Source organism: Ralstonia sp. R-29 (assembly GCF_049913345.1).
Lineage (GTDB): Bacteria > Pseudomonadota > Gammaproteobacteria > Burkholderiales > Burkholderiaceae > Ralstonia.
Genome location: NZ_CP184378.1, coordinates 1,199,247 through 1,223,625, shown reverse-complemented (window position 1 = coordinate 1,223,625; position 24,379 = coordinate 1,199,247). Strand labels below are relative to the sequence as shown.

The window sequence follows — 24,379 nt, the reverse complement described above, 5'->3', positions numbered from 1 at the left end:
TTGTTGTATTGCGGGTTGTGGAAAGGGACTGCAATCACGGATTACTTGGCAGGTTCGACGTTGACCAGCTCGCCGCTTACGTGCAGCCCGGCCGACACGCCGCTGACGCCGCAGGTGTAGTTGTTGGCGTCATTGCTCACGGTGGAGTGGAACCACGTCTTGATGTTGATGACGGCGTTAGCTCCGCGGTCGTGCGCGGCGTTGGCGAGTTGGCCCAGCGCGTCCGCCAGCGTGGCGTTGCAGATTTCGACCTCGGTGGCGGTCTTGCGCGCCGGGTGCGACGACTTGGTGACTTCGCCCAGCTTCGTCACCACGGCCGGGTGCGGCTGATCACCAAAGTACAAGCCGACGCCGGGCGCGAACTGCTGCGATTGCAGCACCGGCTGAATCGGGAACGTCATCACCTGGGTGCCAGCGTGGGCCGCCTGGGTGAGCATGGCCAGTGCGCTGGCAGCCAGTAGCAGTTGGGTCTTCATCGAGAGCATTCCTGTTCTTGTTGTTGGGGTGAGAAATCGCCATCTCTGGCATCAAACATCAGCCCGGCGCAACTGCCGCCAAAGCCGAAGGAAATCGACAGCGCGCGCCCGATTTGCGCTGGGCGCGTCTCGCGTACCAGCGGCAGGCCTGCCACCGCCGGGTCGGGCGTTTCAATGCCGACCGAGCCCGCGACAAAGCCGTCGCGCATCATCAGCAAGGTATAGATGGCTTCGTGCGCGCCTGCCGCGCCCGGTGGATGCCCGGTGAGCCCCTTGGTGGACGAGAACGCCGGCACCTCGGCGCCGAATACTGTCTGCAGGGCCAGGATTTCTTCCACGTCGCCCGATGGCGTGGAGGGGCCGTGCGTGTTGATGTAATCGGGCGGCGCGCCTGCTTCGTCTATGGCACTCTGGATGGCGCGCGCGATGCCTGGCGCGCGGGGCGACACCATCGAGCCCACATCGGTGCTCTGCCCGAAGCCGGTCAGCTCGGCATAGATTCGGGCGCCACGTGCCCGCGCATGCGTGAGCGATTCCAGTACCAGCATCCCCGCGCCCGCGCCCAGTACGAAGCCGTCGCGCGCCATATCGTAAGGGCGCGATGCGCGTGCGGGCATGTCACCCGGCGCCCGCGAGAGCGCGCCCATGGCGTCGAAGAACAATGCGTAGCTGTCGTGTAGTTCTTCCGCGCCACCGGCGAGCATGATGTCCTGCTGGCCGGAACGAATCCAATGCGCAGCCTGCCCGATGGCCAAGGCTGACGTGGTGCACGCAGATGAAGGCGAATAGCTGATGCCGCCCAGCCCGAACACCTGCGCGAGGTTGGCTGACACTGTGCTGCTCATCACCTGCGGCACGATGTAGGGCGAGGCGCGTTCGACGCCGCGCGCGCGTACGGCGTCCAGTGCGGTGTCGTAGGCGGCCAATGCGCCGCTGCCCGAACCTGCCACCAGGCCAGCGCGCGGTGATTGCAGCGCGGCCATGTCGAGCCCGGCGTCCTCAACCGCCTTGCGCGCGGCGTGACACGCCATGCGCGCGGTCTCGCCCATGAAGCGCTCGAACTTGCGCGCAAACGGCGGTTCGTCCTGCACGGAGGCCAAACCCGCTACCTGGCATGACAGTCCCATCGCTTGCCAAGCCGGCATGTGCACCAGCCCCGAGCGCCCGTCGCGCAGCGCGGCGGAAACCGCATCAAGCGTATTCCCCAGGCAGCTCACAATGCCCAGGCCCGTGACGACCACGCGTTCGGGTGCCCAGGAAGTGCGCGTCATACCAGCTTGCATCAGTCGGCGCGCTTGAAGATCAGCGACGTGTTGATGCCGCCGAACGCAAAGTTGTTGCTCATCACGTAGTCGACATGCAGTTCGCGGGCGCTGTCGGCGATGTAGTCGAGCGGCGCGCAGGCCGGGTCGACGTGTTCGAGGTTGAGCGTGGGCGCGAACCAGTTGCGCTTCATCATCTCGATGGTCCACCACGCTTCGATGGCGCCGCACGCGCCCAGCGTATGGCCGATGTAGCTCTTGAGCGAGCTGATCGGTATCGACGGGCGGAACACTTCAGCGGTGGCCCGGCTTTCGGCCACGTCGCCCAGGTCGGTGGAGGTGCCATGCGCGTTGACGTAACCGATGGCGTCTTGCGAGAGGCCGGCGTCTTGCAGTGCAAGCCGCATCGCATGGCTCATCGTGGTGGCGGTGGGCTGCGTCATGTGCGCGCCGTCGGAGTTGCAGCCGAAGCCGACCACCTCCGCATGGATGCGTGCGCTGCGTGCGCGGGCGTGGTCGTAGTCTTCCAGCACCAGCGTGGCGGCGCCTTCGCCTACCACCAGGCCGTCGCGCGCCTTGTCGAACGGGCGGGGTGTGAGGTGTGGCTCGTCATTGCGCGTGCTGGTGGCATAGAGCGTGTCGAACACCGCCACGGCCGGCGCGGAAAGCTCTTCCGCGCCGCCGGCCAGCATCATCGTCTGCTTGCCGGTGGCGATGGCTTCGTAGGCATAACCGATCGCCTGGCTGCCCGAGGCACACGCGCACGACGTGGGGATGATGCGGCCCTTCAAGTCCCAGAACAGCGCCACGTTCACGGCCGTGGTGTGCGGCATCATCTGCACGTAGCTGTTGGAGGTCACGCCTTGCATCGAGCCCGTATCGAGCATGCTGCCAAACGCGCGGATCGGCTGCACGGAGCCAGACGACGAACCGTACGCCACACCCATGCGGCCATCGGCGATGGAGGTGTCGCCCGTAAGCCCGGCATCGGCCAACGCCATCTCGCTTGCGCGCACGGCGTACACCGACACCGGCCCCATCGAGCGCGTCTTCTTGCGCGGGTAGTCCGCTGGCGTGGTGAAGGAAGGCAGCGGGGCGGCCAGGCGCGCATGCAAGGTGTCGAAGTAATCCCACTCCGGCATGCGGCGCACGGCGTTGCGGCCTTGCTCGATGGCGGATTGGATTTCGCTCCACTCGGAGCCCAGGGCGGTCACGCCGCCCATGCCCGTCACAACAACGCGCTTCATCAGACGATCCCGCCGTTGACGCCAATCACTTGCCGCGTGACGTACGACGCCGCATCCGACATCAGAAAGCCGACCACCGCAGCGACCTCGGCCGGCTGGCCCACGCGATTCATTGGCACCGTTTTCAGGGCGTGGTCGAGGTGCTCGACATGCGAGAGCATCTCGGTCTCGATCAACCCCGGCGCCACGCAGTTCACGGTGATGTTGCGCGAGGCCAGTTCCACTGCCAGCGCCTTGGTCGCGCCGATCAACCCAGCCTTGGCTGCGCTGTAGTTCACCTGCCCACGGTTGCCCATGACGCCAGACACCGATGCAATGGTGACGATGCGGCCGCCCCTGCGTGCGCGCACCATCGGCATGGTGAGCGGGTGCACCACGTTGTAGAAGCCGTCCAGGCCGGTCTCCAGCACGATGTCCCAGTCTTCGTCCGTCAGAGCGGGAAAGGCGGCGTCGCGCGTGACGCCTGCGCACAGGACGATGCCGTAGTAGGCGCCGTGCGCTTCCACGTCGGCTTCGAGCTGCGTGCGGCAGGCGTTGCGGTCGCGCACGTCAAATTGCAGCACGCGTGCCGTGCCGCCTTGCGCCTGAATACCGGCCACCACGGCCTCGGCCTCGTTGCGGCCGCTGCGGCAATGCACGGAAACGTCGAACCCGTCCGACGCCAACTGGTAGGCGATGGCCCGGCCGATGCCGCGGCTGGCGCCCGTCACAAGAACACGGCGGCTCATGCTGTGAAACTCCCTTCGATGAATGCTTGAAAATCGGTCGGCTGGTAGACCTTGATGATGGCCTTGGCCAGCGTCTGGCCGCAGGTGCTGATTGTGCACTCGTACGCGCCATGACCCTCTGCGCCGCGCAGCAACTCGCGTGCTTCAATGCGCAGCGAGTGAGCTGACGTGAAGGCCGGCACGCTGGCCTCGTACTTGCGCGAGCCCAGCAACACGCCGGGCCGCGCGGGTTTGCCCTCGCGTGTTGAGAGCAGGCCGACATGCGCGGCAATCGCCTGGGCCATCAGTTCGATGCCGATCCACGCCGGCATGTTGCCCGCGGCGTCGGCATACCACGCAGTGGGGTCGACGTCGGCGGTAGCGGTCAGGGATTCTTCATCCCACGCCTCCACGCCTGCGAGCAGCAACATGGTGCCTCGATGCGGCAGGATGGATTCGATGGGCAAGATGGGAAAGTCGGCGCTCATGCTCATCCCTGGCCCAGGATCAGGCTGGCGTTGCTGCCGCCGAACGCAAACGAGTTGCTCATCACGTACTGGCCGGCGCCCAGGCGGCGGTCGTCTTCGATCAAATCCAGCGTAGGTAGCGCGGGGTCCGATTCGCCATCCCACAGGTGGCGTGGCAAGGGCGTGCCTTCGTGTGCAAGCGCGAGCCACGCAAAGCCGAGTTCGGTCGCACCCGCCGCGCCCAGTGTGTGGCCGGTCAGCGGTTTGGTGCCACTGGTCGGCACGCCGAGTGGGAAGACGCGCGCCATGAGGTGTGCTTCCATCTCGTCGTTCTTGCGCGTGGCCGTGGCATGCAGGTTGACGTAGCCGATGGCGTTGGCGTCGATGCCCGCATCGGCCAGCGCGGCACGCAACGCGCGTTCCGCGCCGGCGCCGGTGGGGTCGGGCGCGGAGATATGGTGGGCATCACTCGATTCGCCCGCACCGGCCAGGCGTACCGGCCCGGGCTCGCGCGTCATGAGAAACACCGCGGCGCCTTCACCGATGTTGATGCCGGCACGATTGCGGCTCATCGGGTTGGTGCGCACGGGGCTGGTCGATTCCAATGAGGCAAAGCCCTGCAGCGTCAGCTCGCACAGCGAATCCACACCGCCCACGACCACGGCGTCGCACAGGTTCAGGCCGAGCAACCGGCGGGCGGATGCGAATGCCTTGGCGCTCGACGTGCAGGCCGTGGACACCGTATAGGCGGGGCCGGTGGTGCCGAGTGCCGCCGCGGCGAAGGGCGCAAGCGTGCCGATTTCCATCTGGCGATAGTCAAACGCGGGGGGCAACGCGCCGTGTGCCTTGGCATGGCGCAGCGCCGCTTCGGCCGCATCGATGCCCGAGGTGCTGGTGCCGAGCACGATGCCGATGCGGTGCGCACCATAGCGCTCGCGGGCGGCGCTCAGCGCGGGCTCGATCTGCGCGAGCGCGGCCAGCAGCAGCCGGTTGTTGCGGCAGTCGTAGGGGGCGAGATGTGCAGGAGGTGCAAGCGTGAGTGGTGCCACGGCGCGCCCCACGATGGCAGTTGTGCCATCGGGCCGCTCGGCCGCAACCATGCCGGGCGCGTGGCTGGCCGCCAAATTGCGACGGATGGTGTCCACGTCATCGCCCAGTGCGTTGACCATGCCCAGCGCATGTAGGTAGGCAGTAAATGCAGTCATGAGGATCGATGTCTTGCCAGTGGCATACCCAGCGGTGCCAATGCCACCGCGATGACGATGCCCAGTGCCAGCGTCATGCCAAAGCTGCGCAGCACCGGCATGGCGCTCGTACTGAGCAGGCCGAACGACAGCAGCGTGGTCGCGGCTGACAACAGCACGCCCACCCATACGCCGCCAATGTCCGCACGTTGGCGCGTACAGCCTTCGCGCAGAAACACAGCGTAGTTGGCCCCCACGCCGAGCACCAGCATCAGGGCCAGCCAATGGAACAGGTTCAGCGGAATGCCCGCATAACCGTACACGGCAAACGTGATGCCGACCGCGCAGATCACCGGCAGCGTCACACGCACGCCGGCCGCCAGCCCATAGCGCACGCAGAACAACGCGAGGATCAGGCTGAGCGCGCCGGCCAGCCACCAGCCGCTGTCGACGCGGTAGGTGGCGAACAGGCGCGCGACGCTGGCCGGCTTGTCGACAAAGCGGATGCCGGCATCGCCCTCCGCAAATGCGGCAAGCGCGGGCAATTGCGCGGCCGTGGCACCCGTTGGAATGACGATGGCCGCATACACGGGTTGTTGCGCGTTGGCGTTCGCAACCTGGCCGAGCCAGAGATGGCGGTAGGGCTGCGACCACGGCATCGCCAGCCATGCGTCGATGGTGAGCGGGGTGCTGCTGCCGGCGCTTGCAAAAGCGTTGATGTAGGTAGCCGCCACGTCGGGGCGGAAGCCGGCGTCGGTCAATGTGGTGCTCAGTGCCTGTGGATCGGCGAACACGCGATTGGCAAGACGAGCGTGGTCTTGCGCTTGCTGATGCGCAGACGGCACGAATTGCGCGACGGATTGCACGCCCTTGAGTTGCGCACCGGCAATGGGTGCCTCCAACTTGCGTTGTAGGGCTTCCGCGCGCTGCAAGACCTGCTCGGCGGGATCGCCCTTCACGACGAAGAACTGCGTGCTGTTCTCCACGCCAATGGCCTCGCGCACCACGGATTCCTGCCGGGCGAGTTCCGGATCGCGTTGGATCAACAGGTGGATGTCGTCATCGCTGGTCAGGCGCAGCCAGCCGGGCACGGCCGCGACAGCGATGAGCGCAAGACACAGCCAGGCGCCTCGGCGCGTGAGTGCGGTCTGCCAGCCGCTAAGCCAGCGTGCGGCTCGGCCATAGGTGCGGCGCGGTTGGCGTGGTGCGTTCACCAGCAGGGCGGGCAGCAGCGAAGCCACCGACAGGAAGGCCGCCCCAATCCCCGCGATGGCAAAGCAGGCAATCTGGCGCAGCGCCGGAAAGGGTACGCCAACCAGAATGGCGTAACCGAGCAGGCTGGTGGCCAGGGCGACCAACAGTGCGGGGCGCACATCGCGCGCGCTGCGTCGTGCGTCTTGCCCGGCCTCGGCCCCAAGGTGGCTGACGAAGTACTGGATGGAGTAATCCACCGCTTCGCCAATCAGGCTGGCGCCGAATACCAGCGTCAGCAGGTGCAGCTTGCCGAACACGAGCAGCGTGGCCGCCAGCGCAAACACAATACCGATGCCGGTCGACACGAACCCCAGCAGCAAATAGCGCGGCGAGCGGAACACCCACAGCATCAGCAGCGCAATGCCGACTGTGGAGACGATGCCGATGCGGTGCAGCTCCTGCTCCGAAGCATTGCGCGCCGCGGCCGCGTAGAACACCGCGCCTGTGCGCACCAGTGTGACGTCGGGAAAGGACCGCGCAAGTGATTGTTCGGCTCCGGCGACCGCGCTGCGCACGTCGGCCTGGGTTTGTCCGTCGTAGGCGGAGGCGGCGAGGGTGGTGGTTACCAGCACGCTGGTGGTGTTGTCGTGCCGGGCGATCAGGAAGTTGTCTTCCAGCTCCAGGCGCGTGGCCGCCAGTGGCAGGTCGGCCAGCCAGTGGCCGAGCCAGCCGAATGGGTCATCGGCCAGCGGCGCGCTCAGCCCGGTTTCAACCGGCGCGTAGAGCCGTTGTGCGAGCAGTGCCGGCAACGCCGTGGACGGATCGTCCAGCGCTGCACGGTCGGCGGCGCTGAGCAGGCCGAAGCGGTAGGGCTGGTAGAAGCGTGTGATCTGGCTGGCGTCGAACGGCGGCAGCGCGGCAATCACGTTGCGGAATGCGGGGCTGCGTTTGAGCTGACCGCCAAGCTGCAATGCGGCGGCCTTGGCGTGCTCGGCATCGCGGCTGCTGACCAGGAAGACGGCGCGGTCGCCCAGCGATGCGGCGAGTGTGTCGACGGCCTTTTCGGCCACCGGGTCGGCCTCGGTCGCGGGCAGCAGGGCCAGCAAGTTGGTCTGCAGCGCCGTGCCATCGTGCAGCCGCACGCCGCAATAGAGCAGCGCGGCCAGCACGAGTGCGAGCCAGCCGAGCCGGATGGCCCAGGTGGCTTGACCGGACTGGCGCAGGGCAAACTCCCGCGCCATCAGGGCGCTCCCAGCAGCGTGCGTTCCGCCGCGTTGGGCGCGTCCACGCGCGTGCTGCCCGTGAACTCGATGCGGGTTTCGTCGCCGTTGGCCGATTGAATGCGGATGCTGCGCAGGTAGGTATCCCCCGTCAGATCCAGGCCACGCAACGCCTGCGCCAATTGCGGCTGCGCCGGAATCAACCGCAGGTGCCAGCGGCTGGCGTTGCCTTGCGCATTGACATTGAACTGCGAATACAGCGCCGACAGATCGCCCGCCAGCATCGCGCGCATCATGCGCGAGACCTGCGCCACGCCTGCGGCATTGCGTGCGCCGCGCGCCATGGGCTTGTCGTTGGCGTCCAGCGTGGTGACGCCGGTGTCGGTCATCACATAGGTCATGCGGGTTGGCTGCTCGATGCGCCAGAGTGCGCCTTGATCGCGCAGGAAGAGCAGGGTGCCGCTGCTCACCAGCGGCTTTTGCATGGCTTGCAGCGATTGTGTTTGCACGAACTGCGCGCGCACGCCTTTGGCCTGTGCCAACTGCGCGGCCACTTGCGAGACAAGCGCATTGTCCTGTGGCGGCTCCGTAGGTGCCGCATTGGCCAGCGGGCAGGCCGCCAGCACCAGCGCCGTTGCCCATGCGCGCACGGTGTGGATTAGGGCAGCCATGCGCGCTCCACACGTTCGATCATCACGGGCGGCGAGACGAACTGGAGTTCACCCGTGCGGGCGCACACCGCCACCTGCGTGGTGTGGCCTTTTGTGAGGCGCGCACCCGATGCGCAATCGACGATTTCGTAGCCGATCTTCAGACGGTTTTGGTATTCCACCAGCGTGGCGCGCACCTCGATCTGCTGGCCATAGGTCGCTGGCTTGATGTACTTGAGGTGAGCTTCCACCACGGGCCACAGAAAGCCCGAATCGCGCATCTCCCGGTAGTCGTAGTCGAAGCGGCGCAGCAGCGCGGCGCGGCCGATCTCGAAATACTTCAGATAGTGGCCATGCCAGCAGACGTCCATGGCGTCGACGTCATGGAAGGGCACTTCCACGCGGGCGCTGGCGGTCAGGGGTGGCAAGGTCGCCGGCAGGTCACGTGCGGTCATATTGCGCTCCTTGTTCATCCGTGAGCGTGCCGCGCTCGATGGCGAGCGTCAGCGTGCGCAGGTCGGCTTCCAGCGGGCGGTCTTCGCTCACGAACGCCGACAGCGTGCTCACGCGGTCGATAAACGCCTGCACCGGTGCCGGTACCTTCGTCGACGGGTCGAGCTGGCAGCGCAGCCGCACCGCCTGCACCGCCGCCAGCGTATGGGCGGCGGCAACCTGTTCGGTCAGCTCAAGCACGCGCAGGCAGTCGCGCGCGGCGATCGTGCCCATGCTGACCTTGTCCTGGTTGTGTGCCTCGGTGGAGCGCGAGAACACGCTCGCCGGCATGGTGTGCTTGAGCGCCTCGGCCGTCCACGCGGACGACGAAATCTGCACCGCCTTGAAGCCGTGGTTGATCGGTGCGCGCTCTGCCGTGGCGCCGGACAGGTTGCGCGGCAGGCCGTTGTTGAACTTGTCGTCCACCAGCAGCGCGACCTGGCGGTCCATCAGGTCGGCCAGGTTGGCGATGGCCGTTTTGAGCGAGTCCATCGCAAACGCAATGTGCCCGCCGTAGAAGTTGCCACCGTGCAGGACTTCCTGCGCATCGGGGTCGATGAGCGGGTTGTCGTTGGCGCTGTTGAGTTCGTTTTCGATGTCGCGGCGGATCCACGACTGCGCGTCGCGCGCGACCCCGATCACGTGCGGCGCGCAGCGGATCGAGTAGCGGTCTTGCACGCGGTGCGCGGAGGTGTCGTCCCAGTCGGCCAAGTCAGCGCGAATCCAGCCCGCCACCTCCGCCTGACCGGCGTGCGGCTTGGCGGCAAAGATGGTGGGGTGGAAGTGCGCGGCGCGGCCATCGAGTGCCACCGTGGCGAGCGCCGTCAATCTGGACGACAGTCGGACCAGTTGCTCGGCCCGTGCATACGCGAGACACGCCAGGCCCGTCATGACGGCCGTGCCGTTCATCAGTGCGAGCCCTTCCTTGGGGGCCAGGGTGAGGGGCGCGTGGCCGATCTGCTGCCATACGCCGGCAGCAGGTTGCAGTGCGTCGTTGAAGAGCACGTCACGCTCGCCGACCAGTGCAGCGGCCACGTACGACAGCGGCGTCAGGTCGCCGCTGGCACCCACCGAGCCCTCGGCCGGAATGCGCGGCAGGATGCGGTGGTTGACGAGATCAGCTAGACGTTGCAGCAGCACGAAGCGCACGCCCGAGTACCCATAGGCCAGCGAGTTCAACCGTGCGGCCACCACGGCCAGCGTTTCCGAGGCCTCCAGGTAGCGGCCCATGCCGCAGCCGTGGTAGCGCGTGAGTTGCAGCGGCAGGGCTTCGACCAGCGCCATCGGCACGCTCACCTGGCAGGCATCGCCGTAGCCGGTGTTGACGCCGTAGATGGTTGCGCCTTGGGCCAGGCGTTCCCGCAGGAACTGCGCGCCGCGCTCGATGCGCAAGCGCCAGGCGGCGTCCGCGTTGAGCGACACCGGCTGCGTGCCGCGCGCGATGGCAACCACGTCTTCGATCGTCAGATGGCGGTTGCCGATGACGATGGGCTTGATGTGGCGCTCTGTGTGCCGCTCTGTGGTCACATTCAGATCGTGTTCAGCCATGGGCGGTATCCATGTTCTTGGCAACGCGCGGACGCGCCCAAAAATCGAAGAAGTTGAACCATTGGAAAGGCGCCTTGCGGCAATAGTGTTCGAGCCGTTCCGCATAGCGTTGCGCGAATCCGCCCAGGTGGCGTGCACGCTCGGCGCGCGGCAGTTCGATGCGTTCGGCAAACGGTTCGAAGTAGAGGGTGTGGTCTCGGCCCGTCTTCAGGCAGAAGAACAGGTAGACGGGGCAGCCCAGGGCGTGCGCCAGCACATACGGCCCTTGCGCGAACTGCGCGGGTGCGCCGAGGAAGCTGGCCTCCACCGTGCGCCCTGACTCATGCGCGGGCACACGGTCGCCCACGATCACCAGCAGTTCGCCGGCGTCGATGCGCTCCTGCATCAGCATGGCGGTGGCGGGGCCGAAGTCGGTCACTTGCATCAGGTGCGAGACGACATCCGGATGCGCCTGTGCCAGCACGTGGTTGAAGCGCTGCGCGTGCTCGGTGTAGACCACCGCCGTCACTTTGGCATGGCCGTTGCGGGCAGCCAGCGCGCGCGTCATCTCCAGGTTGCCCAGGTGCGCGCCGATCACCAGCGCACCGCGCCCGCTGGCGACGAGCGCCTCGAACGCGGTCGGGTCATCAAAGCGCACGCGCTCGTTTTTGACTTGGCCTGACCACGCCGCCAGCTTGTCGAGCCCCGACTGCGCAAACGCGATCATCTGACGGTACGCGCTCAGCCACCCCGGCTGTGGCATGTCAGCCCCGGGTGATGTCGCATGCAGGCGCGCGAAATACTGCCGCGATGCCTCTCGCGCAGCGCGGCCCGTCAGCAGAAAGTACGCAACGATCGGGTACAGCCACAGCGAAGTGAACCGCGTACCGAACAGGCGGCAACTCAGCGCCAGAAACTGCATGCCGAGCTGGCTGCCGCGCTCGGCCATGCGCCACCAGCCGTGAGACTCGCTCTGCGTCTTGTCTGCTGCAGCCGGATGCCGCCAGCGCGGCATGAACTTGCCGGCCAGCAGCAGCGGCAGCCGAAGCAGCATGCCGGCCACCATGCGCGTGTGGCTCTTGCTGATGCGCACGTTGTCCCACAGCACGTCAAAGTGCGAGAGGCCGCCCGGCTCGTACGTCACGCGCGTGGGCAGCGTGACGATGCGCGCGCGGCGCCAGTGCAGGCGTACCAGAATCTCGATGTCGAAATCCATGCGCGTGGGCAGCGCCACATCGTCAATCAGCTTGCACGCCAGCGCCAACGGATAGATGCGGAAGCCGCACATCGAATCCCGAATATCAAACGACAGCGTTTCGATCCACACCCACACGTGCGTGAGGTAGCGGCCGTACAGGCGCGCCTTTGGCACGCTTTCGTCGTAGACCGGGCGGCCGAGGATCACCGCGTCGGGCGAAGCGGCTGCGGCGGCCAGGAAGCGGGGCACGTCGGCGGCATCATGCTGGCCGTCGGCGTCAATCTGCAGGGCATGCGTATAGCCAGCAGCACGCGCGGCGCGCAGGCCCGCCATCACGGCAGCGCCCTTGCCACCGTTCTGCGGCAGACGCAGCAGCGTCACTTGCGATGCGTACTGCTGTGCCAACGCGGCCAGCACGGCTTGCGTGGCCGCATCGCTGCCGTCGTCGACGATAAAGATCGGCAGCCCGTGCACCGCCAGGTGCGCCACCGTATTGCCGATGGCGTCCTTGTGGTTGTAGATCGGGATGACGATGGCGGTGGTGACACCAGTCGGTGGGGTCATGCCGCCTCCTGATGCACCAGCACGCCCGAAGCGCAATCCCGCGCCCCGAGCCGGGCGACAAAGCGCACGCGACAGCGGTCCGGCTCGTGTGCGAGCCGTAGCGAGACCACCGCGCCCGGCGGCACCGGCGCCATGAACTTCAACTGATCCACCGAAGCGATTGCGCGTACGGCGCGATTGCGGGTGGCGGCCAAGCGCACCGCCCAGTCAACGAGCACCACGCCCGGCAGGATTGGCAGACCGGGGAAGTGGCCTGCAAAGTGAACCAGGTCGGGGCTGACGCGCAATTCGTAGTGATCACCCTCGGCATCGCTGACGTGCGCGAGGGTTTCGAAACCTTCCACGCCGGGCCGGAAGGCGGCGGCCACGGCGGCGGCTGGCAGCTTGCCGCGCGCATCTACCGGCATGGCCATGCAGAAGCGCCAGCGACGGGGAATCAACGTGGGCTCGGTGTAAGTGGACAGATGCCGGCGCAGCGTCTTGGCCAGGGCCACGCGGCCCTGCGCACGCAGCGCTTGCACACCGGCGGGCGTGAGCGCCACCAGCGCGCCCAGCCGTTCGCGCGACGCCCCGGGCAACAGCGTCGCCGCCGCCCGCGTGACAAACGGATGCGTGCCCAGCCAGCCCTCGACTTCCGGCAGCGAGACACGCTTGCCGTCCACCTTGACCACGCGATCCAGCCGACCACGCAGGAGGAAGCGGCCGCTGTCGTCAAAGGCGATGGCGTCGTCGGTGCGGTGCCAATCTTGGTGCGGCAGATGCGGCGAGCGCACGGCTAGCGCGCCGTCGTCTTCCTGGCGGATTTCGATACTTGAAAAGGAGCACCAGGCCAGCGTCTGGTCCTGACGGCGCCAGGCGATGCCGCCCGTCTCGGTGCTGCCGAACACTTCAATGGGCGCGCTGCCATGCGCGGCAGCAAATGCCGTGGCGGCAGCCGCATCCAGCGGGCCACCCGAGGAGAACACCACTGGCAACGCCGGCAGCGCGCTGAAGCCGGGCAATTCTGGCCAGCGCGCCAATTGCGCGGGGCTGGAAACAAAGGCCGCTGTTGCATGCTGCGCCAGCGCACCATGCAATGCCGCAGGTTCGGTATGCGTTTGCCGGCTGAATGCACGCCCAGCCGCCAGCGGCCAGAACACGCGGAACAGCAACCCATAGATATGATGATGCGGCACGCTCGCCATCATGGCACCCGTGCCGATCTGCGCGCCCCACTGCTGCTCCAGGGTCACGACTTCGGCATCGAATTGCGCGAGCGTCTTGTGGATGGGTTTGGGCGTGCCGGTACTGCCCGATGTGTACAGCGTGATGGGCGCCTGCGGGTCAATCGCACCAAGGGTTGTTTCCGCTTGCAGATCCATCGCCCCCAGGCTGGCATCGGTGACGAGCGCATCAAAAGCGCCATCCAGCGTGTCTAGATAGGCGGGCGCCGCGCTGGCGGGAATTACCACGTGCTTGCCGCACGTAAACAGCGCGAATAGCGCGCAGGTGAAATCGAACGGGTCGTCCACGCACAGGGCATAGCGCGTCGCCGGTTGCGCTGCGAATGCAGCGGCGTAGGCCGTTACGCGGGTGCTGAAAGCCTCGTATGTGATGGCTGTTGCGCCGTCAACGCAGACTACGGCGTTGTTTGCGCGCGCATTTGACAGCAGGGCATGCAGGGCGATCATGCGGCCTCCGAAGAGGGCGCATGCGGCCGCACGACCCAATGGCGGAACGCCGCCTCGGCCGCAATCAGCACACCGACCAGCCCATAGGCGATCACGCCGTTGTACAGCGCCCAGGCACCGCGCGACCAGTACAGCGCCGCTACCACGGCGGTCAGCCCGTTGAGCGCAAAGAAGCCGCACCAGACCTGCGTCACGCGCCGCGTATAGCGCACGGCGCGGGGTTGCAGATCGGGCAGGCGCATGCGCGCGAATTTTTCGATCATGGAAGGGCCCGAGCGCAGCGTGGCCGCAAAGCTCAGCAGCAGCCCGGCATTGACCAGCGCCGGATACAGGCGCAGCACCAGCTCGTTATCGGTAATGGCCACGGCCGCCGAGGTACACGTGAGCGTGCCGGCGATCAGCCAATCGAGCGGCGTGAGCTGGCGCAGCAGCGTGGATACGCTGCCGGCTCCCACCCACCGCTGCGCCCACAACAGCGCCAGCAGCGCGATGCCGGCGTAGCGCGGCTTGCCGAAATGCCAGGCGCCGATCAATACCAGCGGATAGGCGATTTTCAGCAGCCCCTGCGTGGCGCCGCGCACCCAGCGGGGCAGGGTGGTGGATGGGTGGGTCAAGCGGTCAGATTGCGCGGGCATGCGCGCTTGCATCCGCGCGGGCATCCGGTCACGCCGCCAGCAGCGATTCCACGGCGACGATCACATCGCCCACCGTGCGCACGGTTTTGAATTCTTCCGGCTTGATGCGGCGGCCCGTCATCTCTTGCAGCTTGATGGCCAGGTCCACGGCGTCGATGCTGTCCAAGTCCAGCTCTTCAAACAGATGCGCCTCGCGTGTAACGCGTTCGGGGGCGATATCGAAGTTCTCTTTGAAAATGGCGCGGATGCGTTCGAGGATCTCGGTGTCCGTCATGATGTGGTTTTCTCCCTATTTCTGCCGGTGCGCTGGTGCGCTGGTGCAATTCGCGGCGGCGCGATTATTGTTGGCTCTTGACGAGTGCCGCAAGTGTATTCACGGAGCGGAAATGCTCGCGCGTCTGTTCGTCATTGGCGGCAATCGTCAATTGATAACGCTTGCGCAGCACGATGCCGATTTCCAATGCGTCAATGGAATCCAGGCCGATGCCGTTGGTATCGAATAGCGGGGCGTCGTCGTCGATATCGGCCGGTGTCATGTCTTCCAGATCGAGTGCCTCGATCAGGAGTTGCTTAATTTCGAGCTTCAAGGAATCCATAGTGCAGAAGATGGTCGGTGATATGGGTTTCAATGCCGGTGGTCAGCGCCCGCGCAGCCAAGGCTGACGGCGCACCTTCCGGCACGTATTGGGCAACGCTGACGGGTTCCAGCACCGCCACCTTGATGCAGAATGCGCGCGGCGGCACGTCGTACCAGCGCATGGCCTTGGTGAGGGCGGGCGGGTTGCAATCCATCAGCACGGGCACGATGGGCGCGCCCACGTTGAGCGCCATGTGCGCAAACCCGCGCGAGAACGGATGCAGGCGGTCTTTGGCCGGGCTGCGCGAGCCTTCGGGGAAGATGATCATGGTGTAGCCGGCGGCCAGTTGGCGCGCGCCGGCTTCCACGAGTTCGGTCGGGTCGGCATTACTGATGTATTCCGCCGAACGCACGATGCCCCAGAAGCACGGGTTGCCCCAGTGCGCGTTCTTGACCACGCAGCAGGCACGCGGCGTGAGCGACAGCAGCACCACGACATCCAGATACGTCGGGTGGTTGGCCACCACGATGGCCGGGCCGCCTGCGCGCAGCCGCTCAGCGCCTTGCATGTCCAGCGTCATCACGCCCAGCCATTGCAGTGCCCGCACCAGCGCGCGGAAGAACCAGTGAATGATGAAGGTGACCGTGCGCTGGCGCGAGGCGCGATGCGGCCACAGCCACGCCAGCGGAAACACGATGATGGAAAACAGCACGCCGCAGATGCCGAAGACGACAAAGGCCAGTCCCGTCGCCACCAGGCGCCATGCCTTGTTGATGCGTGTGGTCAGTGTCAATGGATGTGTCATCGCCCCTCGCGCCATTGCCACGTCCAGGTGCCGTCGGCGTGCTGCCACGTGCTGGAGGTGTGCGTTGCCAGGCTGTGCAGTACGGCCTGGCTTTGCGTGGTCATGGGGCAGACGTCCTGCGCAGCCGCACCGGGCGCGCTGTGCGAGCACACCAGCGAAGCCGTTGCCGTGCCATCGAGCAGGATGGCCAGCGCGCGTTCATCCACCTCATCGGTCACGGTGCCAAAACGCGCGTCCGCAGGCTCATCCGCATAGACCAACAGCACCGGCGAGGCCGGGTCTGCCGTGTATTGCGCGTGTGCTTCGAGCAGCGCCAAGCCCAGCGTGGCGGGGCCGGCAGAGACGGCAATGGCGGGCGAGGTGTCGCCGCGCGCGATGCTGAATACGCCGCTCATGGCGTTGAGCACGGACAGGCTGAAGGCGGTGGGGGAGACCGGCTCGGCGTTTTCAATATCGGCCAGGATGCCCGCCGTGCGGCGCAACTCACCATGCCGGGACGCAAACACGATGCGCGCGTGCGGTACGTCTGCTACGCAATCGTGTGCGACTTTCAGCGCGCTTTTAGACAGCGTGCTCAGGCGACGCCGCACCATCGGTTCAATAAAACCGAGGTCAGGCGACGAAACTGAATCGGAACCAAGAGCAGGCCAGCAGGACCAGCGAGCAACCGGGATAGTCCAGTGCAAATCGGGCATATCGGTGTTCGCGTTGGGAGCAGGGCCAGTGCCGCGCGATTGCGTGGCGCCCCGGCACGGGTGCGGCAGTTGCGCAAGCCCGCGCATTTGCCTCCACCCGATCCGCTCTCGTTGTTATCGATTGATCTGGGTGAACGCACGGGCCGTTAATCCCGGCCGATTTTCTCTTTCAATACGCTTGCTATTCCCCAACCCCGGGCCGAATCATACTGAAAAGTTCCCTCCGAAAACAACCACTTGCGTGAATTCGTGTCACATGCGCGACGAAGCCGGAAAAAGTGGAGGGGATATACAAAACGTCCGTGCAAAACCAGAGGGATGACACCCACTTCCCGTGCAGGACGGTGCTCCACTGTGGCGTGAGTAAAACGATTGTTTTAATTCTTTCGGATGAAGTTGGGGCAGGGGCTTAGCGTGCCCCGAGCTGCCCGAATTGTCCAAACGCCCGGCCGCCCAGTTCCAGCGCGTCCATGACGGAGCGCTCCACCACAGGTGCCAGCGAGGTCATCATCACCATGACGAGCATCAGCCCCACCACCAGCGTAGCGGCAATGCCCACGGCAAACGGGTTCAGCGCCTGCGCGGTACGTGAGAGCACCGCAAACGCCAAGTTGACGACCAGCATGATGGCGATGATCGGCAGGGCAATGCGCAGGGCCAGTGCAAAAACGATCGTGCCGCTGCCGGCGAGCGTCTGCCAGCCGGGGTTGGCCAGAGGCGTGGCTGAGACCGGCAGCGCGGTAAAGCTGTCGAACAGCGCGTGCAGCAGCACGAGGTGGCCGTCTCCGGCAATGAACGCGGTGATGGCCGTGAGGCTGATGAAGCGGCCGAGCAGCATGCTGCTTTCGGTCTGTTGCGGGTCCAGCAGCGAGGCGAAACCGAGGCCGATCTGTATCGACATCAGCTCACCTGCGCCGCTGATGGCCGAAAACACGAGCTGCACGCAGAAACCCAGCGTCAGCCCGATCGCCACCTGCAGCAGGGTGATCCACAGCCCTTCGTACGAGCCGACCGACACACTGGCCACATCCGGTGACAGCGTCAGCATGGGGGCCAGCGCTACCGTGACGATCACGCCAAACGCGATCTTGACCGTGTTCGGCACCTCGGTATTGGCAAACGGCGGCGCAATGGCGATGAACGCCAGCACGCGCACCAGCGGCCACCAATACATGGCGATCCAGCCGTTGAGCTGGGTGGCGGTGAACTGGATCATGAGGCGTGGGCTTGGATTTGCGGCGCTACGTTAGTTGACGTAGTTCGGGATGTTGGTCAGCACGCCGCGCGTGTAGTCGACGATGACGCTGACGATCCACGGGCCGGCCAGGACCATGGTGGCGGCCACGGCCACCAGCTTGGGAATGAACGACAGCGATTGCTCGTTCAACTGCGTGGCGGCCTGGAACACCGCCACCAGCAGGCCTACGACGAGCGACACCAACAGCATGGGCGCACCCACCATCATGGCGACCTGCATGGCCTGGCGGGCCATGTCCAATACGTATTCGGGTGTCATGGTGGCTCCTGATTGCGTTATTGCACAAAGCTCTGGGCGAGCGAGCCCAACAGCAGGTGCCAGCCATCCACCAGCACGAACAGCATGATCTTGAACGGCAGCGAGAAGATTGACGGCGTGACCATCATCATCCCCATCGACATCAGCACCGCCGCCACCACGATGTCGATCACCAGGAACGGGATGAAGATGGCAAACCCGATCTGGAATGCGCTTTTCAACTCGCTGGTGACGAAGGCGGGGATGAGCGCACGCATGGGCGTCTGCTCGGGGCTGGCGATGGGCGGCATGTTGCCCATCTTGACGAACAGGGCGAGGTCGGGCTCGCGGGTCTGCTTGAGCATGAACTGGCGCAGCGGCGTGGCGGCGGTGTCCATGGCTTGTTCCACGGTGATCTTGTTGTCGCGCAGCGGCACGTAGGCGTCGGTGTACACCTTGTCGAGCACCGGTGACATGACAAAGAACGTGAGGAATAGCGCCAGCCCGATCAGCACCTGGTTGGGCGGCGTGGTTTGCGTGCCCAGCGCGTGGCGCAGCAGCGACAGCACGATGATAATGCGCGTGAAGCTGCTCATCATCAGCATGATGGCCGGCAGGAAGCCCAGCGACGTGAGGAAGATCAGCGTCTGAACGGGCAGGGAATAGCTCTGGCCACCGGCCGTGCCCGTGAGCAGCGGCAGACCGGGTTGCGCCTGTGCGAAGACGGCCGGGGCGGCGCTCAACAGTGCCAGCACCGCGAGCCAGCGGAAGAGGGGACGGAAGACAACACGCAACTTCATTCCGACTTCCCCGTCAGGTGGCGTTTGATCTGGTGAGAGAGCGCATCGGCAAAGCTGGGCGGCTTGCTCGCGCTGGACGTGTCGTCGGCAGTGCCGGGGCTGTCGTCGCCGCTGGAGGGTTCGGTGGCTTCCTCGATCGGGCGCGGCAGCGTGTGCAGCGTCTGCACGTGCTGTTGCGTGACGCCCAGCACCAGCCACGTGCCTTGCACGTCCACCACAACCACCTTCTCGCGCGCGCCCAGCATCTGCTGGGCGACCACGGTGATGACCTGGCCGCGACGGCGGCCAGCACCCAAGGGGCCCATGCCGCCACGCTGCTGCAGGCGGCGCAACAGCCAGCCTGCCGCCACGATCATGGCCAACACTACAAACAGCCCGCCAAAGGTGCGGGCCCAATCGACTGCTTGGTTCATGTCAACACCTTGCCCGGGGGGAGCAGTAGTTGCTGTCAGGGTGCCGAAAAAACGGCGGATTCTGTGGCTTAACGGTTCAACTTACGGATGCGTTCCGACGGCGTGATGATGTCGGTCAGGCGGATGCCGAACTTCTCGTTCACCACCACCACTTCACCTTGGGCGATCAGGTACCCGTTGACAAGCACATCCATCGGTTCACCCGCCAGTGCGTCCAGCTCCACCACCGAGCCCTGCGCGAGCTGCAGCAGGTTCTTGATGGGCACCTTGGTGCGGCCCAGCTCCACCGTCAGCTGCACGGGGATGTCCAGGATCATGTCGATGTCATTGCGCTGGGCGCTGCCACCGCCCAGGCCATCGGCCGTCAGCGGCTTGAATACCGGGCTGGTTTCGGCAGGGGCCGCGGCTGGCGGGTTTGAGGCGGCACGCTGTGCGGCCTCAAGGGCCATGGCCTCTTCCATCGTCATTTCGACATCGATGTCGTCGGCGTTGGCTTCGGGGTTCATGGTCGGTTCAGTTGTCATCTTCAGACTCCGTGGCAGCCTCGCTGCCGCTCATATTCAGCATGCGGTTGACCCGCAGCGCGTATTGGCCGTTGAACGTGCCGTAGCTGCATTCCATGACGGGCACGCCGTCCACCTTGGCGGTCACGCAATCGTCCAGCTCCACCGGGATCACGTCGCCGGCCTTCATGTTGACGATGTCGGAGAACCGCACCTTGGCCGTGGCCAGGTCGGCGATCAGCTCCACCTCGGCGGTCTGCACCTGCTGTGAGAGCAGGCGCAGCCAGCGCTTGTCCACTTCCAGCGCCTCGCCCTGGATGGCCGAGGTGAGCCGGTCGCGGATCGGCTCGATCATGGTGTACGGCATGCAGATGTGCACGTCGCCGCCGTTGCTGCCCAACTCAATGCTGAAGCTGGTGGTGACCACCACTTCATTGGGCGTGGCCACGTTGGCGAATTCGGTGTGCATTTCCATGCGCAGGAATTCGAAATCGATCGGGTACACCGGCTGCCACGCCTTGGCGTAGTGCTCGAACACGAGCTGCAGCATGCGCTGGATGATCCGCTGCTCCACATCGGTAAAGTCGCGGCCTTCCACGCGCATGTGAAAGCGCCCGTCGCCGCCGAACAGGTTGTCGACCACCAGGAAGATCAGGTTGGGGTCGAACACGAACAGCGCCGTGCCGCGCAGCGGCTTGACGTGCACCAGGTTCAGCGAGGTCGGCACCACCAGGTTGCGGATGAACTCGCTGTACTTCTGCACCTTCACAGGCCCGACGGAGATCTCCGCGTTGCGCCGCATGAAGTTGAACAGCCCGATACGCCAGTTGCGCGCAAAACGCTCGTTGATGATTTCCAGCGTGGGCATGCGCCCACGGACGATGCGCTCCTGCGAGCCCAGGTTGTACGAGCGTATGCCAGCGGGGGCGTCCTCGACAGGTTCATCGTCTGTGTCGTCGGAGACGCCCTTGAGGAGCGCATCGATCTCCTCCTGGGAAAGAAACTCTTCCTTGAGCATGTCACTGGATCACAAAGTTGGTGAACAGGACGTCCGCCACCGGCGATTCCTTGCCGACGGCCTTGAACACCTCCTCACACTGTTCGACGATTTCCTTGGACAGCTTGCCCTTGCCCTCGGCCGAGTACAGCTCGGTGGGTGCCTTGCTGGCTAGCAACGTCAGGACCCGGCTGCGCAGTTCTGGCGTATAGGTCTTGATCTCTTCTTCGGCGTGCTTGTCGAAGCTCTTGAATGTGATGCCGATCTGCAGATAGCGATCGTTGCCTTCTTCGGGTTGCAGATTGACGGTGAGGGTTTCCATGGCCACGAACACCGGCTGTTTCGGCTTGGGCGGAGCGGCGGGGCCGGCTGCGGCGTGATTGCCGCCGCCGAGGAAGAACCAAGCAGCGGCGCCGCCCATGCCGACGAGCACGAGCACGATCAGGATGATCAGCAGCAGCTTGGTGGAGCCGCCCTTTGCTGGGGCGGGGGCAGTGGTAGCGGCAGCAGCTTCGGCCATGGGGATCACTCGGGAACAAAGGGGGGATTGGCTTCCCGGCTCTGGCGCACGTTGCAAGCCATAGAGTCGGGTTCTCGGATGGCATTCTTCCCCAGCTGTGTCCACCTCATTCCGACAAGAAACGCGGTCAATCCGGCCTATCTCGGGGGTTTGCGATGCCGCCGACGTGTTGAAGCGGCCTCAATAAGTGACGTTTGGAGCATATTGATGATGCCTGGGCAAATACAAATGTGTCTTGTCAAGCGCGCGGGCCCGTCTTTTGACGCAAATGTGATGCCGTTCCGAAAGATTTACGGGCGCCTGCCGTTGTAAGTGGACAGAACGCGCCGGCGTGGTCCGGCCCGCACACTTGCCTTGCCGGAAGCCGTCTTGAACCCTCTACCTTTTCCCACGCGTGTTGCCCTGGCAACGGTTGATGCCGACGGCCTGCCCGCCGATTGTCCGGCGCGCGGCGAACTGCCGGGCTTCTGCCCCAAGCTGGATCTGCTGTCGATGGTCAACGCGCTGACCGAGGGCATCCTGGTCTGCGGCGCCGACCGGCGCGTCACCTACGCCAACCCGAGTGCGGCCCGGCTGCTGGGCATGCCGATGGACGCACTGGTCGGGCGGTTGTTGCCCACGGTGGTCAATTCGGCCGTTGACGAGTTCGAAACTTCCATCCACGAAGCCGACTGGCCCGATCGCGACGTACTGGCCGAAGGCCAGCCGCAGTTGAACCAGATCTTCGGGCTGCATTGCCAGGACGGTCGCACCGTGTGGGTGTCGAGCAACTGGACGCCGCTGTATACCCAAGGTGGCCAGTCGATGACCGCCTCGCCGACGGACGCTGTGGAAGGCGCGCCGCCGTATTCGGTGCTGGTGTCACTGGTGGACATTACGCAGATCCGCGAGGCGCAGCAGCGCATCCGGCATCTGGCCACGCACGACACGCTCACCGGGCTGCTGAACCGCTCTGCGCTCGAAGACCGGCTGGAGCACGCGCTGGCGATTGCGCGCCGCAATCATTCGCGGGTCTCGGTCATGTTCCTGGACCTGGATCGTTTCAAGAACGTCAACGACACGCTGGGCCATCAGTTTGGCGACATGCTGCTGCGGGAAGTGGCCGCGCGCCTGCAGGCCTGCGCGCGCGAAGCCGATACCGTCGCCCGGCTGGGCGGTGATGAATTTGTCGTCATGCTTGAGGCGCTCGACAGCATCGGCACGCGCCGTGTGGCCGAGCGCATCCTGTCGGCTCTCAGCGCGCCGTTCTATATAGAGGGGCAGGAGCTGTATCTGGGGGTGTCGATCGGCATTGCCGTGGCACCGCACGACGGCGACGACCCCAACACGCTGCTGCGCAAGGCCGACGCCGCCATGTACCTGGCCAAGGAACGCGGGCGCAACAACTTCCAGACCTTTACGAGCGATCTGGACGACCGTGTCTCGCGCCGTTTCCGCATTGAATCGGGCCTGCGCCGCGCCAGCGACCGCAACGAGTTCTACGCGGATTACCAACCGCGTGTGGACGTGCGCAGCGGCCGCATTGTCGGCGTGGAAGCGCTGATCCGCTGGAACTCGGCCGACTTCGGCCAGATGATGCCCGGCCAGTTCATCCACGATGCCGAAGAGACCGGGTTGATTGTCGAGATCGACCGCTGGATCCTGCGCGCCGCCTGCGACCAACTCGCGCGCTGGCGCCGCATCGGGCTGCCGCACTTACGCATGTCGATCAACCTGTCCGGGCAGGCGTTCAGCTCGGGGCAACTGAGCACCATGGTGCGCCGGGCGCTGTCCACCAGCGGTTTGCCCGGCAATGCGGTTGAGCTGGAGATGACCGAAGGCATTCTGATTCGCGACGATCCGTCATTGCATGCGCTGCTTACCGAGCTGCGGGCGATGGGCGTGTCGCTGGCGCTGGATGACTTCGGCACGGGGTATTCATCGCTGTCGTATCTGCATCGCTTCCCGATCGATACGCTGAAGATCGATCGCTCGTTCGTGCAGGATCTGCCGCACGTGGCGGAGCGCGCAGCCATCACGCGGGCCATCATCATGATGGCGCAGGCCATGGGCATGAAGACCGTGGCCGAAGGGGTGGAGACCACCGGGCAGCTCGAGTTCCTGCGCGAAGTGGGGTGCGATGAGTTTCAGGGCTACCTGCTCGCGCGCCCGCTGGAACCGACCGCAGTGCAAGACCTCGTGCGAGAAAACGCCCGCCGCTATGGAGAGCGCGTCCCACGGTTTCTATAAGTCTTGAGTCAATTTAGGGTGTCCTGGAAAGCGTAGCGAGCGGCCCTAGCTTGGTGGGAGAAGCGCAGCCGTCATGGGTACGGCGAGCATCGCACCGCCAAGATCGGGCCGCGCAGTAGCTTTACGGGGCGCCCTATAGTTGCAGGCCGTTGCTGACCACGTACACCGTCAGCTCGGCGTTGTTGCGCAGCTTCATTTTGGACAGCACGCGGCCACGGTACACGCTGACGGTCTTGGCGCTGATCTGCAGTGCCTCCGCAATTTCACCCAGCGTGCGGCCGGAGCCCAGCATGCGCAGCGTCTGGAATTCGCGGTCGGAGAGGATGTCGTGACGGGGCTTGTCCCAGTCGACATTCAGGTTATCGGCCAGCACCTCCACCAGGTCGGACGGCAGGTACTTCTTCCCCTTGGAGATGGCGTTGACGGCCGCGAGCAACTGCGGCTGGCTGGCGTCCATCGGCAGGTAGCCGGAGGCGCCGGCCTTGAGTGCGCGCACGGCCAGCAACGCTTCAGGATGGCGCCCGAGCGCCAGCACGGCCAGGCGCGCATGTTGCTGGCGCACGGCCTTGATGGTCTGGAATTCGTCGCCAGAGGCCGATTCCACTGAAAACAGCATCACGTCCCACTCGCGCTCGGCGAGCAGGTCGTTGTTGGCGTTGCGCAGGTCCGGCACGGCCTCGATCTGCCGGGCCAGGCGCGAATCCTTGAGGATCTGGCGCAGGCCGACACGGGCAATATCGTGCGGTTCGACGATCAGGACATTGAGCATGATGGGCGTTGCGGTCAAACGGCTCGCGTTGAGCTCTTCTACCCGCCGGAGGGCTACGCGCTGCTGTGCCTTGCCGGAGGGG

General features: G+C 65.4%; 26 protein-coding genes. 1 reads left to right on the top strand and 25 read right to left on the bottom strand.

Translation table 11 applies throughout. From position 1 onward, the window contains the following. Window positions 1–41: 41 nt before the first annotated feature. The 24 genes from ACN9M1_RS22705 to fliL form a co-directional block, all read right to left on the bottom strand. Window positions 42–476: a hypothetical protein gene (locus ACN9M1_RS22705; protein WP_426399101.1), complete on the bottom strand. Its 435-nt coding sequence runs from the start codon at window positions 474–476 to the stop codon at window positions 42–44. Then, a complete protein-coding gene (locus ACN9M1_RS22700) occupies window positions 473–1,747 on the bottom strand; it encodes a beta-ketoacyl-[acyl-carrier-protein] synthase family protein (RefSeq protein WP_426399100.1) in 1,275 nt (424 codons plus the stop codon). Before ACN9M1_RS22700 ends, ACN9M1_RS22705 begins: the two co-directional genes overlap by 4 nt. Window positions 1,748–1,758: 11 nt before the next feature. Further along, the gene (locus tag ACN9M1_RS22695) at window positions 1,759–2,985 is read right to left on the bottom strand and encodes a beta-ketoacyl-ACP synthase (protein ID WP_426399099.1); all 1,227 of its coding nucleotides are present in this window, start codon (window positions 2,983–2,985) and stop codon (window positions 1,759–1,761) included. After that, on the bottom strand, window positions 2,985–3,713 hold the full coding sequence (locus tag ACN9M1_RS22690; RefSeq protein ID WP_426399098.1) for a 3-ketoacyl-ACP reductase FabG2: 729 nt from the start codon (window positions 3,711–3,713) through the stop codon (window positions 2,985–2,987). The genes ACN9M1_RS22695 and ACN9M1_RS22690 overlap by 1 nt, the downstream gene beginning before the upstream one ends. Then, on the bottom strand, window positions 3,710–4,180 hold the full coding sequence (locus tag ACN9M1_RS22685; protein WP_426399097.1) for a beta-hydroxyacyl-ACP dehydratase: 471 nt from the start codon (window positions 4,178–4,180) through the stop codon (window positions 3,710–3,712). Before ACN9M1_RS22685 ends, ACN9M1_RS22690 begins: the two co-directional genes overlap by 4 nt. Window positions 4,181–4,182: 2 nt before the next feature. Next, window positions 4,183–5,364, bottom strand: a complete 1,182-nt coding sequence (locus ACN9M1_RS22680; protein ID WP_426399096.1) for a beta-ketoacyl-[acyl-carrier-protein] synthase family protein — start codon at window positions 5,362–5,364, stop codon at window positions 4,183–4,185. Next, the gene (locus ACN9M1_RS22675) at window positions 5,361–7,778 is read right to left on the bottom strand and encodes an MMPL family transporter (protein ID WP_426399095.1); all 2,418 of its coding nucleotides are present in this window, start codon (window positions 7,776–7,778) and stop codon (window positions 5,361–5,363) included. The genes ACN9M1_RS22680 and ACN9M1_RS22675 overlap by 4 nt, the downstream gene beginning before the upstream one ends. Further along, window positions 7,778–8,428 (bottom strand): LolA family protein, encoded by a 651-nt coding sequence (locus ACN9M1_RS22670; protein WP_426399094.1) that lies wholly within the window; start codon window positions 8,426–8,428, stop codon window positions 7,778–7,780. Before ACN9M1_RS22670 ends, ACN9M1_RS22675 begins: the two co-directional genes overlap by 1 nt. Then, window positions 8,416–8,862 carry an acyl-CoA thioesterase gene (locus ACN9M1_RS22665; RefSeq protein ID WP_426399093.1) on the bottom strand — a complete coding sequence of 149 codons (447 nt, stop codon included), beginning with the start codon at window positions 8,860–8,862 and terminating at the stop codon, window positions 8,416–8,418. Before ACN9M1_RS22665 ends, ACN9M1_RS22670 begins: the two co-directional genes overlap by 13 nt. Continuing rightward, a complete protein-coding gene (locus tag ACN9M1_RS22660; protein WP_426399092.1) occupies window positions 8,849–10,447 on the bottom strand; it encodes an HAL/PAL/TAL family ammonia-lyase in 1,599 nt (532 codons plus the stop codon). The genes ACN9M1_RS22665 and ACN9M1_RS22660 overlap by 14 nt, the downstream gene beginning before the upstream one ends. Then, window positions 10,440–12,188: a glycosyltransferase family 2 protein gene (locus tag ACN9M1_RS22655; RefSeq protein WP_426399091.1), complete on the bottom strand. Its 1,749-nt coding sequence runs from the start codon at window positions 12,186–12,188 to the stop codon at window positions 10,440–10,442. Before ACN9M1_RS22655 ends, ACN9M1_RS22660 begins: the two co-directional genes overlap by 8 nt. Continuing rightward, a complete protein-coding gene (locus ACN9M1_RS22650) occupies window positions 12,185–13,858 on the bottom strand; it encodes an AMP-binding protein (RefSeq protein WP_426399090.1) in 1,674 nt (557 codons plus the stop codon). The genes ACN9M1_RS22655 and ACN9M1_RS22650 overlap by 4 nt, the downstream gene beginning before the upstream one ends. Continuing rightward, window positions 13,855–14,493, bottom strand: a complete 639-nt coding sequence (locus ACN9M1_RS22645) for a hypothetical protein (protein ID WP_426399089.1) — start codon at window positions 14,491–14,493, stop codon at window positions 13,855–13,857. The genes ACN9M1_RS22650 and ACN9M1_RS22645 overlap by 4 nt, the downstream gene beginning before the upstream one ends. 28 nt (window positions 14,494–14,521) lie before the next feature. After that, the gene (locus ACN9M1_RS22640; protein WP_426399088.1) at window positions 14,522–14,767 is read right to left on the bottom strand and encodes an acyl carrier protein; all 246 of its coding nucleotides are present in this window, start codon (window positions 14,765–14,767) and stop codon (window positions 14,522–14,524) included. Between the two features lie 64 nt (window positions 14,768–14,831). Continuing rightward, window positions 14,832–15,089 carry a phosphopantetheine-binding protein gene (locus ACN9M1_RS22635; protein WP_426399087.1) on the bottom strand — a complete coding sequence of 86 codons (258 nt, stop codon included), beginning with the start codon at window positions 15,087–15,089 and terminating at the stop codon, window positions 14,832–14,834. Then, window positions 15,064–15,876 (bottom strand): lysophospholipid acyltransferase family protein, encoded by an 813-nt coding sequence (locus ACN9M1_RS22630; protein WP_426399086.1) that lies wholly within the window; start codon window positions 15,874–15,876, stop codon window positions 15,064–15,066. The genes ACN9M1_RS22635 and ACN9M1_RS22630 overlap by 26 nt, the downstream gene beginning before the upstream one ends. After that, window positions 15,873–16,571 (bottom strand): beta-ketoacyl synthase chain length factor, encoded by a 699-nt coding sequence (locus ACN9M1_RS22625; protein WP_426399085.1) that lies wholly within the window; start codon window positions 16,569–16,571, stop codon window positions 15,873–15,875. Before ACN9M1_RS22625 ends, ACN9M1_RS22630 begins: the two co-directional genes overlap by 4 nt. Before the next feature lie 409 nt (window positions 16,572–16,980). Continuing rightward, a complete protein-coding gene (fliR, locus tag ACN9M1_RS22620; protein ID WP_426399084.1) occupies window positions 16,981–17,787 on the bottom strand; it encodes a flagellar biosynthetic protein FliR in 807 nt (268 codons plus the stop codon). A 30-nt stretch (window positions 17,788–17,817) separates the two neighbouring features. Further along, window positions 17,818–18,087: a flagellar biosynthesis protein FliQ gene (gene fliQ / locus ACN9M1_RS22615; RefSeq protein WP_426399083.1), complete on the bottom strand. Its 270-nt coding sequence runs from the start codon at window positions 18,085–18,087 to the stop codon at window positions 17,818–17,820. Window positions 18,088–18,104: 17 nt separating this feature from the next. After that, window positions 18,105–18,866: a flagellar type III secretion system pore protein FliP gene (fliP, locus tag ACN9M1_RS22610; protein WP_426399082.1), complete on the bottom strand. Its 762-nt coding sequence runs from the start codon at window positions 18,864–18,866 to the stop codon at window positions 18,105–18,107. Further along, window positions 18,863–19,279, bottom strand: a complete 417-nt coding sequence (gene fliO / locus ACN9M1_RS22605; protein ID WP_426399081.1) for a flagellar biosynthetic protein FliO — start codon at window positions 19,277–19,279, stop codon at window positions 18,863–18,865. The genes fliP and fliO overlap by 4 nt, the downstream gene beginning before the upstream one ends. Before the next feature lie 68 nt (window positions 19,280–19,347). Then, window positions 19,348–19,803 (bottom strand): flagellar motor switch protein FliN, encoded by a 456-nt coding sequence (gene fliN / locus ACN9M1_RS22600; protein ID WP_426399080.1) that lies wholly within the window; start codon window positions 19,801–19,803, stop codon window positions 19,348–19,350. Next, the gene (gene fliM / locus ACN9M1_RS22595; protein ID WP_426399079.1) at window positions 19,793–20,800 is read right to left on the bottom strand and encodes a flagellar motor switch protein FliM; all 1,008 of its coding nucleotides are present in this window, start codon (window positions 20,798–20,800) and stop codon (window positions 19,793–19,795) included. Before fliM ends, fliN begins: the two co-directional genes overlap by 11 nt. 1 nt (window position 20,801) lies before the next feature. Next, on the bottom strand, window positions 20,802–21,299 hold the full coding sequence (fliL, locus tag ACN9M1_RS22590) for a flagellar basal body-associated protein FliL (RefSeq protein WP_426399078.1): 498 nt from the start codon (window positions 21,297–21,299) through the stop codon (window positions 20,802–20,804). A 492-nt stretch (window positions 21,300–21,791) separates the two neighbouring features. Between fliL and ACN9M1_RS22585 the strand changes: the two genes are divergently transcribed. Then, window positions 21,792–23,528, top strand: a complete 1,737-nt coding sequence (locus tag ACN9M1_RS22585; RefSeq protein ID WP_426400706.1) for a putative bifunctional diguanylate cyclase/phosphodiesterase — start codon at window positions 21,792–21,794, stop codon at window positions 23,526–23,528. Window positions 23,529–23,661: 133 nt separating this feature from the next. On the opposite strand, the gene ACN9M1_RS22580 is transcribed toward ACN9M1_RS22585, so the two are convergent. Then, complete coding sequence (locus ACN9M1_RS22580) at window positions 23,662–24,297, bottom strand: LuxR C-terminal-related transcriptional regulator (RefSeq protein WP_426400705.1); 636 nt, start codon at window positions 24,295–24,297, stop codon at window positions 23,662–23,664. Window positions 24,298–24,379 lie beyond the last annotated feature (82 nt).